7 protein-coding genes are annotated in these 15,020 nt (G+C 73.5%); 3 read left to right on the top strand and 4 right to left on the bottom strand.

Going from position 1 to position 15,020, the window contains the following annotated elements; genetic code table 11:
• Positions 1 to 4: 4 nt before the first annotated feature.
• Positions 5 to 892 carry an NAD(P)-dependent oxidoreductase gene (locus ACBJ32_RS33245; RefSeq protein ID WP_375130110.1) on the top strand — a complete coding sequence of 296 codons (888 nt, stop codon included), beginning with the start codon at positions 5 to 7 and terminating at the stop codon, positions 890 to 892.
• On the opposite strand, the gene ACBJ32_RS33240 is transcribed toward ACBJ32_RS33245, so the two are convergent.
• On the bottom strand, positions 879 to 2,213 hold the full coding sequence (locus ACBJ32_RS33240; RefSeq protein ID WP_375130109.1) for a lanthionine synthetase LanC family protein: 1,335 nt from the start codon (positions 2,211 to 2,213) through the stop codon (positions 879 to 881). The genes ACBJ32_RS33245 and ACBJ32_RS33240 overlap by 14 nt on opposite strands.
• Before the next feature lie 141 nt (positions 2,214 to 2,354).
• Here ACBJ32_RS33240 and ACBJ32_RS33235 point away from each other — a divergent pair, with 141 nt between their 5' ends.
• Together ACBJ32_RS33235 and ACBJ32_RS33230 are read left to right on the top strand one after the other, a co-directional pair.
• Positions 2,355 to 2,558: a hypothetical protein gene (locus ACBJ32_RS33235; RefSeq protein ID WP_375130108.1), complete on the top strand. Its 204-nt coding sequence runs from the start codon at positions 2,355 to 2,357 to the stop codon at positions 2,556 to 2,558.
• 369 nt (positions 2,559 to 2,927) lie between these two features.
• On the top strand, positions 2,928 to 3,497 hold the full coding sequence (locus ACBJ32_RS33230; protein ID WP_375130107.1) for a hypothetical protein: 570 nt from the start codon (positions 2,928 to 2,930) through the stop codon (positions 3,495 to 3,497).
• 81 nt (positions 3,498 to 3,578) lie between these two features.
• On the opposite strand, the gene ACBJ32_RS33225 is transcribed toward ACBJ32_RS33230, so the two are convergent.
• Genes ACBJ32_RS33225 through ACBJ32_RS33215 form a run of 3 tightly spaced genes read right to left on the bottom strand, consistent with a single transcriptional unit; the run spans position 3,579 to position 15,018 of the window.
• Positions 3,579 to 4,124: a hypothetical protein gene (locus ACBJ32_RS33225; protein WP_375130106.1), complete on the bottom strand. Its 546-nt coding sequence runs from the start codon at positions 4,122 to 4,124 to the stop codon at positions 3,579 to 3,581.
• A complete protein-coding gene (locus ACBJ32_RS33220; RefSeq protein ID WP_357884664.1) occupies positions 4,117 to 4,641 on the bottom strand; it encodes a hypothetical protein in 525 nt (174 codons plus the stop codon). Before ACBJ32_RS33220 ends, ACBJ32_RS33225 begins: the two co-directional genes overlap by 8 nt.
• Before the next feature lie 27 nt (positions 4,642 to 4,668).
• On the bottom strand, positions 4,669 to 15,018 hold the full coding sequence (locus ACBJ32_RS33215) for a hypothetical protein (RefSeq protein ID WP_375130105.1): 10,350 nt from the start codon (positions 15,016 to 15,018) through the stop codon (positions 4,669 to 4,671).
• Positions 15,019 to 15,020: the final 2 nt, after the last annotated feature.

The raw sequence follows: 15,020 nt of genomic DNA, 5'->3' as shown, positions 1-15,020 counted from the left end.
AGGCATGTCCTCATATGGTGAACAGTCTGCCGTGACCGTGCTCGGCCTGGGTCCGATGGGCCGGGCGCTGGCCGGGGCGTTCCTGGACGCGGGCCTGCGCGTCACGGTGTGGAACCGGACGCCGGGCAGGGACGCGGAGCTGGTCGCGCGGGGCGCGGCGAGCGCCCCGTCGCCCGAGGAGGCGGTGGCCGCGAGCGGGCTGACCGTGCTCTGCGTGGTGAACTACGACGCCGGCGACGCCATCGTGCGGCGCGAGGCGGTGACCGCGGCGCTCAAGGGCCGCACGCTGGTGAACCTGACCGCCGACACCCCCGGCCGGGCCAGGGACGCCGCCGCCTGGGCGGCCGAGCACGGCATCGGCTACCTGGACGGCGCCATCATGACGCCGACCCCCACCATCGGGACACCCCACGCGGTGTTCCTGCACAGCGGCCCCGAGGAGCTCTACCGCGAGCACCAGGCCGTGCTGGAGGCGCTCGGCGGCTCCCACACCCATCTGGGCGCCGACATCGGCCGCGCGGCCTCGTACGACATCGCGCTGCTCGACATCTTCTGGACGGCGATGGCCGGCTACGCCCACGCGCTGGCGGTGGCGCGGGCGGAGGGTGTCACGGCGCAGGAGCTGGCGCCGTTCGCCCAGGGCATCGCCGCGATCCTGCCGCCGATCTTCGAGGAGGGCGCGCGGGAGGTCGACGAGGGCACGTACTCCGGCGAGGGCAACCCGATCACCTCGGCGGCGTCGTCCATGGCGCACATCGTGCACGCCTCCGAGGAGCACGGCATCGACGCGAGCGTGATGCGGGCGGCCGAGGGGCTGGCCCGCCGCGCCATCGGGCTGGGGCACGGCGGGGACGGGTTCCTGCGGATCACCGAGCTGCTCAACCCCCGCTGACCGCGGAGGCCGGCAGGGGGATGGCCGGGAACGGGTTGTCGGGCAGGAGGATGACCCGGCGCGGCTCCTTGGGCCGGCCGGCGGCTTCGAGGTGGAGCAGGGCGGCGCCGATGCCGGCCGCGCCCACCATGTAGCCGGTGTCGGCCGTCACCTCGCCCGGCCGCAGCCGCCGGTAGGCCTGGTACCAGCGGTAGCCCCGGCCGTCGAGGTCGCTGGCCCGGCCGATGAGGTCGGCGGCGAGCGTGCGGGCGTACTCCAGGTGGGACCGGTCGCCGGTCACCGCCCACAACCCGACGAACAGCTCGATCACGCCGGCCGCGCCGCAGCACTGGCAGGCGACGTTCCAGTAGCCCTCGGTACGGCGCTGCGGCACGCCGCTGCGCACGATGCCGCGGGCCAGCCGCTCCACCCACTCCAGGTCGCCGGGGTCGCCCGCCACCCGGTACAGCTCGTAGAACATCCGGGCCACGCCCGCCGACCCGGAGCAGAACCCGAGGTAGTGCAGGCCGCGGGCGTGCGGCACGTGGTGCGGGACGACCGCGCAGGCGCCGGTCACGACGCTGATCTCGCGGACGAAGGCCGCGCCGCTGCGCGCGGCGCTCAGGAACTGCTTGTCGCCGGTCACGCCGTACAGGCGGGCGAGCAGGAACGCGGTGCCGGCCGTACCGGCCAGGAAGCCGGGGGTGACGGCGTCCACCGGCAGGTCGGCGCAGTCGCCGAAGCGGTGGCCCGGCACGGGCAGGCGGGCGATGCGCCGGCCGGCCTCGACCGCGGCCTCCTCGTACGCCGGCACGCCGAGGTGGGCGGCGGCGCGCAGCAGCCCCAGGATGATCCCGCCCTCGCCGCGCTGCGCGGGGTCGCGGGACCAGGTCACCCCGTCGCCGCCGGCCCGGCCGCGTTGCACGATCAGGTCGGCGATGGCCACGGCCTCGGCCTCGAACTCCGCCTCGCCGAGCGTCCAGCCCGCCTCCATGAGGGCGAGCATCACGCCGGTCAGCCCGTGGTAGAGGGACAGGTCGTCCTGCTCCCGCCAGGTGGCGGCCAGCCGCCTGGCCCCGGCCCTGGCGTCCTCAAGGTACGCCTCGTGCCCGGTGGCGGCGGCCAGCTCCAGGAAGAACAGCACGACGCCGGCCGCGCCCGAGTACAGGGACCAGGGCTCTGCTGTGACCGCCGACGCGCCGCGCGTGTCGGGGTTGGCCTGCCATCGCCGTCCGTGCCCGTCGTCGAGGGCGGCCGATCGGATCCACCGGCCGGCCAGGATGGCGGCGGTCAGCGGGGAATCGGCACGCGCGCTCGACGCGCGCATCTCGTCCAGGCTCATGCCGTCATTTTCCCATACGATTGGTAGGAATACTCGGAATATTGGAAAATCGCTCGCCCAGGTTTCGCCGTTCCAGTATGACCCTCCTCGGGCTCCTGCGGGGACACCGGCCGCCGGGCGCAGGCCGCGTAGGCTGCGGCGGTGATCAACCTGGTGGAGTGGACCCGGCTGGAGCCGTGGAGGGTGGCCCGCGCCCGCACCGACCAGGACGAGACGGTGATCGTCAAGTGGTCGGGGCCGCACGCCGCCCGTACGCACAGCGAGGAGTGGCGGCTGCGCACGGAGGTGGCCGCGCTCCGGTTCCTGGCGGACGACCTGGGGTTCGGCTGGCGCCCCGGGTGCTGACCGAGAACCTGGCCGCGGGGCGGATAGTGCTGGAGGACCTCGCGCCGCGGACCGCGCTCGACGGGCTGCTGCGCCGCGACGGGGCTCCGGCGCACGCGTTACGGGCAGGGACTGGCGGCGGCGTGCGTGGCGTACGCGCTGGCCCGCCTGCACCGGCTGCCCGTGCTGGACTCCCTGCCGCCACCTGGCCGACGCGCTGCGCCGCCGCTGACCCCCGCGCCCGGGGCCGAGCCATCGACGGCGATCGCTGTGCACCGATGTAGATGAGAAGTCCCTAATGTCCATCTCACGTGGCGGCCACGGCCGGTCGAGATGCTTCTTCATGCCGGGCGGACGACCCGCCCCGGTTGACTGACGAAAGGCATGAAGATGAAGCCGATCAAGCTGGTCGTCGCCGGCGCCCTCCTCGGCACCGTGTTCGGCGGCCTGGCCCTGGCCACCCCCGCCGCCGCCGACTCGCGCACCTGCAAGGGCACGATCCGGTCCGCGAGTGTCGACGACGTGCGCGTGCCCAAGGGCGCCACCTGCACCCTCCTTGGCACCCGGGTGGACGGCAACGTCAAGGTCGGCGGCGGGGGCACCCTGGTGGCGCGCGGCGTCCGGGTTGACGGCGACATCCAGGCGGAGGGCGCCCGCGCGGTCTCCGTCACCGCCGGCTCGAAGGTGCGCGGCAACATCCAGGTGAAGGACAGCGGCACCGTCACCGTGACCTCGTCCCGCGTCGACGGCGACATCCAGCTGGAGGACAACCGGCGCTACCTCCGCGTCGACGGCAACCGGGTGGACGGCAACATCCAGCTCAAGGACAACCGCAAGGGCCTGCAGGTGCACCGCAACAGCGTGGACGGCAACCTCGAGTGCGAGGGCAACCGCTCGAAGGTGACCGGCGGCAAGAACTCGGTGCGCGGCGACAAGGAAGGCCAGTGCCGCCGCTTCTGACGCGGCCCCGCCGAACGCCTGAAGGCTCGGCCGCCACCCCCGGTGGTAGAGGCCCTCAGACGTCCCCAGTGGTCGGACCCCTCAGGCGTCCTCGGTGTGCAGCTGGCGGAAGTCGGCCAGGCTCTGGCGATAGAAGGCCAGGTCGCTCTCCAGCTTCGCCCTGGTGAAGCGGCCCGGCTCGGCGTCGCGGGCAGACCTGCCCAGCTGCGTCCAGAACGCCTCGGGCGGCAGCTCCCCGGCCCCGTCGGGCAGGAACTTCAGCGCCTCGCCCACCGCGTCGGCGGCGTAGGTCCAGTCGGCGACCACGGTGTGAAAGCGCGCGGGGTCCGCCGAGGGGTCGGCGGTGTAGAACAGGCCGCCCTCCAGGGCCCTGCTCGCGTACGTGGCGCCGACCAGCACCCACTGGCCGGGGTCCAGCAGTTCGGAGACGCCCGTGCCGAACGTCGCGCGCGACCGCCTGGCCTCCTGCTCCGCCTCGTACGGGACCAGCACCTCCACGCCACCGGCCCGCACCAGCCAGCCGTCGGGCGTCTCGGCCACCGACGACCGCGCCGAGCCGCCGGAGGCGACCACGTCGAGGTAGACGTGCGCCTCGACGAGGGAGCGTGCGCGGCCCCGCTCAGGCATGCCGGGCCGCCAGGTCCCGGTAGGTGTCGCGGACGACGAGCAGCCGGTCGAGCTGGAACCGGCCGGGCTCGGCCGCCCGGACCTCGCGGCCCCGCTGTGACCAGAACGCGTCGCCGGGAACCTCGTCGGCGCCCGGCGGGATGAACTTCACGACCTCCTCGACCGCCGCCGTCGCCACGGACAGCGAGCGATGCGCCTCGGCCCGGTCGTCCGCCGGCACGTTGCCCGCCGTCAGGTCGGCCACCCACAGCCACTCCCCCGCGTCGAGCAGCTCTGACGGCTCCGTGCCGCCGAACGTGGGGTAGCCCGCGGGCATGACCGGCCGTTCCGGCAGCCCGAACACGTACTCGCGCTGCTGCCCGCAGCTCTCGCAGGCGCCGGAGTAGCGGTTGGCGAGGCCGCCCCCGGCGCTCACCAGGCCGCTCTCCCAGGTGGTCTCCACCGAGCCGCACGCGCAAGGGTGCAGGTCGAGGTAGAGATGCGCCTCATCCCTCGTCCTGGCTACCGCGAAGGTCATAACCGTCCTCTCCCTCGGAGGTCTCCATCATGCCCGCACCGCGCGACCGGTGCCCGCCTCCTCACGCCGGCCGCACCGGCAGGGCAGCTCCGGCGGGCACTCGCACTCCCTCTCCAGCGGTTGCCAGCCGGTGCCGTTGGCCAGGCTCCTGGCCCGGTTCCACCTAGCGTGCCTGGCTCCCGGCCGCGGGCCGGCCAGCAGCTCGGCCAGGTCGGCGGCCAGCGCCGCGGGGACGAGCCGCCGGGGAACCGCGGACGCCACGTCGTGCAGGACGCCCAGGCGGGCGGGCAACTGCGCGGGCGTGGCGGCGCGGACCTGGCGGACGGTCTCGTACAGCCCGGCGACGGCCGCGTGCCCGGCGGGATCCAGGCCCAGCGTCGCCGCCAGGGCGGCCGCGGCGGTGGAGGCGGCGGCCCGCTCGTTCGCGCCGATCGTGCGGCTCTCGTCCACCTGGTACGTCAGCAGCCCCTCGTCCGGGCGGCCCGCCTGGCTCGCCGCGCGAATCTCGACCGGGATGGGCGGGCGGCCGGGGATCTCGATGTCGAGCAGGCCGGGACCGTACGTGCGGGCCCGGGCGCCCATGCGGGCGACGGCCCTGGCGACGGCGTCGGCGGCGGCCGTCTCGGGCAGCGCCGGGCTGCCGCGCAGCGCGGTGACGTGCTCGGGGGCCAGCTCGCCGGCCCTGGCGAGCGCCACGATCCTGGCAGCCGCACCCGGCTGCCCGGGAGCGAGCCCGGCCCTCTCGGCCTCGGCCCGGACGGCGTTGGCGTCCGGGGCGCCCGCCGTGATGCCGCCGAGCGCCGCCGCGATCGAGCCCTGCGCGGACGGCTCCCCGTCGATGAGGCCGCGCAGCCTGGCGAGCGTCTCCGCGTCGGGCAGGCCGGCGATGTCCGTCGTGCCCGCCGTGTCCGATGGCGCCCCCGCCCGCGAGGCCGCCGTGCCCGGTCGGGCCCCGGGCGGTGGGGACGAGTGCCAGGGGGCAGGCGGCGGGGTGGCGCCACGGCGCGCGATGTCGGCGGCGAGCACCTGGATGGCCTGCGCGATCAGATCCTTGGCCGCCGGGTCGGTGGTCCTGCGCCATTTGCCCGACAGCTCGTCGTGCTCGGCCAGCCGCGGCAGGAGGCAGTGGTCGGTCCCCTCGTGCAGCGGCGACAGCGCCCCCCTGACCATCCCCTGCGGCATGCCGGCCAGCAGCGCGGCCCGCACCTGCACCATGTGGGAGAGCTCGTGGACCAGCACCGCCGACACCATGAGCGGATGCACGCGCGGGGCCATCCACAACACGTGCGGGTCCTCCTCGGTGCCCGCGTGCAGCTCGGTACGCGCGAGGAGCCGTTCACCCGGGTTGCCCACCCGGACGACCGTGTGGATGTCGGGCCCCCACGGCACCTGGACGACGAGCCGGTCGTCGCCGTTCGCGCGGATGTTCGCCACCGCGCCGCCGAAGACGGAGGGCGAGACGTCCTGCCCGACGACCTCGGCGGGTGTCACGTCGGGAACGCCCTCCGGACGCGCCGTAGCGTCGAGCGGGCTGCCGGGGAGCTCCGGATCGGTCACCGACTGCGGAACCGTCGGCTGGGAGGTGCTGCCGCCCTGCGGCTGGCCCGGTGACTCGTCGTCGGAGACCTGCCAGACCGGCTCCGGGTCCGGCGGGAGCGCGCCCCTGCTCTCCAGCTCGGCCGCGACCTTCTGGGTGAACGTCCCCGGGACGAGGAAGTCCGTGAAGATCTCGCGCAGGTTCAGGTCGTTGCGGTCGGCCGCGTCCAGGAGGTGGGGCGGGAGCGTGGAGAACGCCTCGGCGAAGCCGCCGTCGACGGCCTCGGCGCGGCTGCCGCCGTCGGTGTCGCCGAGCACGAGGCCGTCGGGGGTGGCCAGGTAGCGGCGCTTGACCGTCCTGCCGTCCGGTCCCTCCTCGTACACGTGGACCCTGGCCACCTTGCCTCGCTCGCGGGCCGCGACGCGGGCGTCCTGCAGAACCTGGATCAGGCCGCTGCGCCCGCGCTTCGGGCGGAAGGTGAACCTGGGCAGGTCATCCATGGGCGGCGCGACCCGCACGCCGGCCTCCATCCTGGCGTGCAGCTCGGCGAGCTCCTCGCCGAAGATCGTGATCATGGCGGTGCCGCCGGCCTTGCCCGGCAGGTGGACGACGTCCTTCCTGGGCAGGACGTCGCCGCGGCGGTGCCGCTGCACGCGTTCGAAGGTCAGGTCGTAGTCCACCCTGACGCGCACGGTGTAGAGCTTGCCGGTCTCGAACATGCTGCGCTCGCGGCGCGCCCCCTGATGGGCGGCGGCGCTCTGCCCCGACTGCGCCCCGTACCGCTTGGAGAAACCGACTCCGAGCGCCTTGAAGCTGGTGCCGCCGGACGCGCCCAAGGGCAGGGCGTGACCGCGGCCGACGGACACGTTCTGCGCGTCGGCCCGCCGGTCCACCTCGCCCTTCTCGCCGTCGAACGGCCCCGCCACGACCGTGAGGTCCGACATGCGCGCCTGGAGCGTGACGTCCACGCCCTGGTTGCGGAACTTCGGCTCGGCGGTCTGCGGCACGACGTCGCCGTCGCGGCCCGCCGCCCGCTCCAGGCCGGTGATCAGTCCGGAGTGCGACAGCCAGGCCGACAGCTCCCCGGCCCGTTCCTTGGTGGCGGCGTGGCCGGTCATCCTCGTCAGCTGGGCGTCGACCACGTCGAACAGCGCGTCCCTGTCCATGTCCTCGGACAGGGCCTCGGGGAAGTGGCCGGGCTCGAGCTCCACCCGGCGCGGGTCGATCACGCCGGGAACCGGGCCCGGATCCTGGTCGGCCCTGCGCACCATGTCGCTCGGGATGCCGCGCTGCAGCTTGACGTCGTACTCCAGGCTCACCGCCGGGCGCCTGCGCCACAGCCGGATCGTCGCCAGCTTGGCCTTGCCGAGCGCGGAGACGAGCTTGGCGAACTGCGCCCTGACCAGGCCGGTCGCCCGGGGCAGCCGCCTCTCCAGCGGCAGCGGCCGCACGTGGGCGGGGCCCGTGACGACCTCGACGACGAGTCTCATGTCCTGCTCGACCGTCGTCAGGCCCTTGAACCTGGCCAGCCGCTGCAGCCTCATCCGGTTCTCGCTGTTGCTGCTGGAGTAGGAGCGGCCGCGGCTGGTGGACAGCCCGCCCGTGTTGTCGCCGTCGCTGTCGGAGTCGCCGTGGTCGAGGCCCGCGGAGTGCGAGACGGAGTACGCCTCCGTGTGCGACATCTCCTTGGCGCGGTAGCGCTGCAGGATGATCCCGTCCTCGTCGGACTGGTCCACCAGCACCGCCTTGCGCGGGTCCGTGCCGGGGGCGGGCTCCATGCGCACCCGGACGGTGACCGCCTTGGCCGCCCTGCTCTCGCGGCCGACGTGCACGGTGTACTCCCGCTCGAGCCCGCGTCGCGACCAGATGTCGTCGAGGTGGACCTCCGCCTGGTCGTTGTCGAGGTCGTTCGCGATCTGCCCGCGCAGGTTCGGCGTGCCTCTCACGGCGCCCGGGACCGCGGCGTCGACCGCGCTCAGCACCACGTCCATGATGTTGACGGGGTTGCCCTGGCCGTCGGTCACGTCGAACGCCTGCGGCAGGCTCACGCCCATGCCGTTCTCGTACTGCGGGGCCACCACGACGTCCTTGAGGCGGTCGTTGACGTCCTTCGCCTCGCTCAGCGCGTTATCGAGCCCGCTCCGCGCCGTGAGCGGATCGGCCGCCGCGGCCGCGACGGCGGGGGCGAACGTGTCGCCGAGGTCCGCGACCTTCTTGAGCGCTTCCAGCAGCTTCGCGGGGGTGTGTCCCGCGCCGATCCCGATGTTCTCGCCGCGGGACAGCGCGTCGCCGCGGGCCTTGACGTACCGCATGACGAGCGGCACCGCGAGAGTCCGGTGGAGTTTCGTGCTGCCGTTGAGGAACCGCTCGACCGCGTCGGCCAGCACGGGCAGGGGCAGGGAGAGCTCGCCGTCGGCGTACATCCGCAGCGCGTCGTGCTCGGGGACCGTGAACAGCCCGTTGCCCTGGCTGTGGAGCATGCGGCTCTTCCACCCGCCCGCGTGATGGCCGGTCGGAACGGCGCGGCTGGTGCGCAGCTTCACCTCGACGTCCACGGGCACCTGGAACCGGTACTTCCTGGCGACCGAGATCCCCAGGAACTCGGTGCCGAAGATGGCCACGAGCGCGGTCGTGATCGCCCTGACCCGGGAGCGCGAGGGCAGCTTGAGGGTGCCGGAGTCGCTGGTCGTGCCGCCGTCGTCGGAGTCGGCGAGACTGTTCATCAGGCCGAGTGCGAGGTTGTTCGAGCCGCCCCAGGAGATGCCCACGCTGCGCAGGGCGAGCATGATGCGGCCGGTCACGGAGTCCACGACGTCGACCAGGCGCGCCTCGCCGAGCTCACCTCGCACCTCCAGCGACGCGCGCGCGGGCGCGATGCCGTCGGGGTCGAGCACGAGGTCCCTGCGGACGGGACGGCCCGCGAACAGGTGGGAGGCGAGGAAGTGCCGGCTCAGCAGGGGCCAGAGCTGGGCCAGCGGCGCCACCTTGCCCCGCAGGCCGCGCGGCAGGAGCTTCCAGATCTGCTTGATGTCGCCGAGCGCGGGGCCGGCGTCGAAGTGCTCCAGCGTCGCGCGCTTCATCAGCTTCTTCGTCGGCCTGCCCATCGGGCCGGTGAAGTCCGGCCCTCCGTCACGGGGGAGCATGTCGCCGGGCACCATCAGCAGGGGTTTGATGGTGCGGGCGTCGACCAGCTCCTTGATCTCGCCGTTGTGCACCAGGTGAACCTCGAGCCTCGCCGTGGTCTCGAGGTTCGCGGTCTGCTTGTTCTGGCCGTCCTCCTCCATGTCGACGTTGTTGACCATGCTGGAGGTGCTGGTCCCGGCCGAGTACGACCAGTCGGCGCCGCCGTTCGGCCCCGCCTTGTGCGTGATCCCGTCGTGGTGCTCGGGAGGCCCGTCCGTCTTGACCGCCGAGGCTCCGGCGCCGAGCTTCTTGGACTGGTTGATGCCCCGCCCCGAGGAGTCGCTGGCGATCTCGAGGTGCGTGCGCACCTTGTTGACCAGCCCCTTGGGGGTGTCCAGGCCGCTGAAGTCCTGCCGCACCACGAGGTACAGCCCGTACACGTCGGGGCTGGCCTTGAAGGCGCCGTGCAGCTGGAGGACGATCAGGATGCCGCTCTGCGCCAGCTGGTCGAAGGCGCTGCGGATGGCGCTCTCCACCAGGTGGGACCTGACCTGCTCCTCGTTCAGGAGCTGGGCGGCGCGGACGAGCGGGTTGGAGTCGTACTTCGGCACCCCGTTCACGATCTTGGCCACGAGCCCCAGCCTGCCGAGCCGCTCCAGGACCTCCTCCGCGAGGCCGGTCAGCCCGGCGACCTCCCGGACGTCGGTCGGACCGGCACCGCGCATCTGCCCGGTGCCGTCGCCGAGCCAATGCGGCCGCTGGATCCTGCGGCCGGGGAGCCGCGCGTGCCGGGGGGAATCACTCAGGACGACGTTGCCGTCGGCATCCAGCTTCGGCTTGCCGTTCTCGAGGACGAGCGCGTCGACGGGCACGGGGTCGCCGGCGTGGAAGGCGTCCAGCACCTGCATGCGCACCAGCAGCTCCGTCGTTAAGGGCCCCACCTCCACCGGCTTCTTGCCCGGCCGCTCCACCGTGAAGGTGAGCTCGGCCTCCTTGTGGTAGGCCTGCGAGAGCCCGGTCCGCTTGTCCACCGCCGGGTGCACGGCCACCTGGCCGGCCGAGGACGACGACGACCGCGACACCGGCCTGCGCCCCTCGAACTCGGGCCTGACCACGTCGGGATGGTAGTCGCCGAGGGGGCCGAGGACGTCCATGCCCTGCAGCACGTCGTGGTTGATCCCGACGGAGGCCTTGCCGCCCAGCGATCCGCCGTACTCGACCGAGGTCGATGAGGTGGCGGTCTCGGTGAGCACGCCCTCCTCCAGGACTTCCGCGGTGGCAGCGCCCACCATCCTGGTCTTCCCAGGAACGAGCCGGCTCGTGGCCGTGATGCGGACGTCGGGCTCGCCCTTCACGGCGAGGATCGCCGACAGGCCGGTGTGCGTCTTGCCGAAGCGCGCCTGCACCTCCTGGGTGACGAACTTGCGCAGATCCCGGCGCGCGTTGGTGCCGATCCTGGCGAACTCGCCGCCGAGCTTGCGGGCGAGCTCGTCGAAGGCCGCCTCCAGGCCGGTCATGGAGATGACCTCCTGGTTCGACACCGGCCTCTTCCGCGTGGCCTCGGGGTTCGTCACCTTCAAGGTCTGCTTGACGTCGTCGAGCGTCGTCGTCCTGCGCGACTCCTGATCGACGTAGGAGTGCCACACCCAGATCCGCTGGGTGGTGGTGTCGCCGGGATCCCCCGAGCTGACCAGGACGGGGGCGCTCCACCCGTTGCTCTTCCTGGTGCGCACCTCCACGGACCACGTGGCCTTGGCGTCGAACAGCATCGACTCGCTGCGGTTGTCGGCGACCGAACCGCCCTGCTCGAACATGCTGCTGCCGCTGGAGGCCGACCAGCTGCGCCCGTGGCTCGCGCCGACCCCGACGGCGAACATCTCGGCCAGGAGCCTGGGCGTGCTGCCCACCTGCAGCAACGGCGTGAGCGGCGCGCTGCTCAGGTCCACCGTGGTGCCGGTGCCGCCCGACTTCGTGGCGCTGTACGTCTGGCCGGTCTGGTAGAACATGCCCACCGTCGCCTGGGACGCCACGACCGCCGGATCGATCATCTCCACCAGGTCGGACAGGGTGAGCCTGATCCGCACCTCGGCGGCGTTCTTGCCCCAGCCGGTGCTCAGCACCAGGCCGTCACCCGACACGACCTTGTGGAAGTCGGCGCGGATGTAGTTCTCCAGTTCGTCCGGGGTGTACCGCCTGGGGGCCTCCTTCTCCTTGAGGGCGTCGTTGACCCTGTCGGTGAGCACGTTCAGATGCGCCAGCCTGCCGGTGGGCATCGCCTCCGGCATGGAGAACGGGTCGGGCAGCGCCTTGGCCAGCGCCTCCAGGTACCGGTCGTGCGTCCGCCCGGCCTCACTCAGGTTGGCCGCGGCGGTGGCCTCCATGCTCATCTGGCCGGGCTGCGTCGGCGCGGGGGCGTGCGGCGCCGCCGCGCGCACCCGCGCGTACCGCTCGTACGCCTCCCTGGCCTTGGTCGCCTCGTTCAGCGCGGCCTCGTACGCGGCGGCGATCCTGATGTGCCGGCCCTGCCTGTTCCTGTGGCTCTGGGCGTCCGCCTCGGCCGTGTCGGCGCGCAGCGCCGCGCCGCTGTCCTTCTGCCCCTTGGCCTCCTTGGCCTCCTTCGCGGCTTCGCGGGCCTGCTTGCCGGCCTCCTTCGCGCTCGCCTTCTTGTCGTCCCTCAGCCGGGTCAGGGCCTGCTCGGCGTCCGCGAACCGCCTGGCGATCTCCTGCGCGGCCTCGGCGCTCAGGTCAGGGCCGGGCCTGCCCACTTCGAGGCTCGTCCGCACGGCCCGGGGGCCGGTCGCCCAGGGCGGGAGCGGGGGTGTGACCTTGCGCCGGCGCAGGTCGTTCAGCACGCCCTGGATGTCACCCGCCAGCAGGTACTTCTCCTGAAGGGTCGAGGCGCGCTCCCACTTGTCCGTGAGGAGTTCCAGCTCGTTGCGCCGGCCGGGCACGCACTCGTCGGTGGTCTGCCGGCCGTCGCCGGCTGCCCGTGTCCGGCGCAGCACGCCCTGCCGGCCGCTGCTCTGCTCGGCCGCCAGGCGCTGCAGCGTGTCGGTGATCTCGTGCAGCCAGACCCTGGAGATCTGGTCGGTGGCGATGCGGGAGGGGAAGCTCACCTCGTGCAGCTCGACCGTGTCCGGGCCGGCGGGGGCGGCCGGGTCGGCGATGGTGGCCGCCCTGAGCGTGGTCTGCCCCATCATCTCCTGGTCGCGAGGGCCGACGACGGGGCGGAAGTGGTGGGTGCCGTTCGCGGTGCGGACCACCAGGATGTCGCCGGACCAGAACAGCTCCAGGACCGTCTCGGCGGCGTGCTGGAAGTAGGTGGCGAGCAGTTCGGCCGTGGCCTGCTTGAGCTCGTCCAGGGTGACGTCGGTGGGACGGCCGCTGTCGGTGACGTACCGGGTGCCGGGGATCGGCGGGGAGGTGACGGTGCCGGGCTGGCTGGTGTGCGCCGCCGGAGGTGCGATGCCGGCGGGGGCGTCGGACGACAGCCTGTCGTCCGACACGGCGATCAGCACCAGGGCGGACGCGTCCACCACCAGGTCCGCATAGTTGTCGATCACGGCGGCACGGATGTCGAGCACGCTGCGCAGGCGGGCCATGGTGGCGCTCGACAGGACGCGGTGGCCGTTACCATGCGGGACGATCACCTCTCCGGTGGGGCCGATCAGCGCGCCGGGGAAGGTGCTGTCGAGCGCGTCCAGCAACGCCGACCGCGCCCTGAGCGGTGCCGGGACCGTCGCCGGGATCGCCGGCATGCTCCCGTCCGGGTCAGCGTCCGACCTCCCGGACGGGGCGTTGGCGATCTGCGAGGGCTGGTCTGCGGGGGCGTGGTCGTCGCTCGGGCCGGGCGCGGTGTTGTCGTCGGGGTGCGCCTCTTCCCGCGTGGCGCTCTCGTCGTCCCGCGCTGTGTCGTCCTGGGCCGTGTCGTCCTGGGCCGTGTCGTCCTGGGCCGTGTCGTCCTGGGCTGTGTCGTCCTGGGCTGTGTCGTCCTGGGCCGTGTCGTCCTGGGCCGTGTCGTCCTGGGCCGCGGAGCTCTCGTCGGAGTTGCCGGGCGACTGCTGCGCCGCAGGATCCGCCGGCGGGTGCACGGCGGCCGGATCCTGCTCGTCCTGGCCGACGTCCTGGCCGACGTTCTGGCCGTCGTTCTGCACCGGAGCGGCATCCGTGTCGGAGAGCGTGGCGGCCGGATCCGGCCCTTCCTCCTGCCGGGCCGGGGTGTCGGTCGTGGCCGGGCGGCGTTCCGGGGTGGTGTCCGTGTCCGCGCGCGGGGCGGTGTCGGGGCGGGTGTCCGTGCCGGGCCGCCGGTCCGGGGTCTCGTCAGGGGCAGGCGTGACGGCGGGCTGGTCCGGGGAGGTGGAGCGCCGGCGGGTGGAGACGTCCGTGTCCGGCTGACCGGCGCCGGGACTCTGGTTGCCGGCTGCCGGGGTGGTGGACGGCCCCGGCGACGGGACGGTGACCAGGTCGGGGCTGCGCCGGGCGCCCGGCTGGTTGCTGTCCGGGCCCGAGGGCCCGCCGCCCGTCGGGACAGGGCCGGTGGACGGGCCGGCGGACGGGCCGGTGGACGGGCCGGCGGCGCGGGCCTCGTCGGCACGGGCGGCGGCGTCGTAGGCCGAGGCGAGCGTGGTCAGCGGATGGGCCAGCGCCGTGGCCACGTCGGGGTTGAACGGGCTGATGCTCCCGGTACGCCCCACACCTCCGAGGAAGGCCCCCGTCATGGACTCGGCGGTGAACGGGTTCTGCCACTGCCCGTACACCAGCCCGTTGCCCAGCAGGCTGCCGACCGGCGAGGCGATCACGTTGGTCAGGCCGGTCGTGAGCGCGCGGCCGGTGAAGCCGGGCACGACCCGGTTGACCCGGGAGACCGGCCCGGCCACCACGGTGCCGGTGACCGCGCCGCCGCCGGCCCCGAGTGCCGTCGCCGCCAGCATCTTCCAGTCCAGCTCCTTGCGGGTGCCCATCTCGATCTGCTGCTGCTGGGCCTTGTAGGCGATGGTGAACTCCTCGCCGATCTCCTCGATGAGCTCCTTTCCGATCGGCGAGGCCAGCAGCCGGACGAGCGCGCCGCGCCCGGTGGCGCCGCTCAGCGCGGCCACCCTGGCCAGCCGGGCCGCGCCGATCTCGCGGCCGGCGATCGTGGCGAGCCTGACCAGGATGCGGCTGATCGCGGTCCGGGCCGCGGCCGCGTACGGGCCGATGAGCGCGGTGGAGGCGCCGGCGCTGAAGAAGGCGACGATGAGGGCGATGGCGATGGCGATGACGGTCACCCAGAACGCCACGTTGATGGAGAGCTTGGAGTACTGGGTCTCCACGGCGAAGCCGTTGACCTGCTGCGCGTAGGCGCGGGCGTTCCTGCTCACGCCGGTGATGCCGCCCTCGGCGCCGTACAGCCGGCGGGCGCGGGTGACGAAGTCGGCGGTGGCGGGGGCGCTCCAGCCGGTCACGATGGTGCGGGCGGCCGAGCCGGCGGGCTCGACGGACTTCGTGCTGCCGTCGGACAGACCCGCGTACGCGTGCGCCAGCGCGGACAGGCCGCTCTCGCTGGCGCCCGGCCACCTCTGGCCGGCCGCCAGCATGGGGATCAGCCAGTAGACGACCCAGTCGGGCAGCGCCTCGGTCTCCCAGACCGGCTGGACGTCGGAGTCGATGCTGACGACTTCCTGCTCGGCCGGCACCGCACCGCTGGTCTGGACGTGGCTGTCCCCCGAGTACGCCATGG

The sequence above is a fragment of the Nonomuraea sp. GTA35 genome (assembly GCF_041950525.1).
In the GTDB taxonomy this organism is placed as follows: domain Bacteria; phylum Actinomycetota; class Actinomycetes; order Streptosporangiales; family Streptosporangiaceae; genus Nonomuraea.
The sequence above is the reverse complement of the archived record's forward strand: the minus strand, read 5'-3'. Positions and strand labels throughout refer to the sequence as shown.

Bases quoted from the DNA above. Each gene is read 5' to 3' on its own strand.
- ACBJ32_RS33245 (WP_375130110.1), top strand. From the start codon at position 5: ATGTCCTCATATGGTGAACAGTCTGCCGTGACCGTGCTCGGCCTGGGT.
- ACBJ32_RS33240 (WP_375130109.1), bottom strand. From the start codon at position 2,213: ATGAGCCTGGACGAGATGCGCGCGTCGAGCGCGCGTGCCGATTCCCCG.
- ACBJ32_RS33230 (WP_375130107.1), top strand. From the start codon at position 2,928: ATGAAGCCGATCAAGCTGGTCGTCGCCGGCGCCCTCCTCGGCACCGTG.
- ACBJ32_RS33225 (WP_375130106.1), bottom strand. From the start codon at position 4,124: ATGCCTGAGCGGGGCCGCGCACGCTCCCTCGTCGAGGCGCACGTCTAC.
- ACBJ32_RS33220 (WP_357884664.1), bottom strand. From the start codon at position 4,641: ATGACCTTCGCGGTAGCCAGGACGAGGGATGAGGCGCATCTCTACCTC.
- ACBJ32_RS33215 (WP_375130105.1), bottom strand. From the start codon at position 15,018: ATGGCGTACTCGGGGGACAGCCACGTCCAGACCAGCGGTGCGGTGCCG.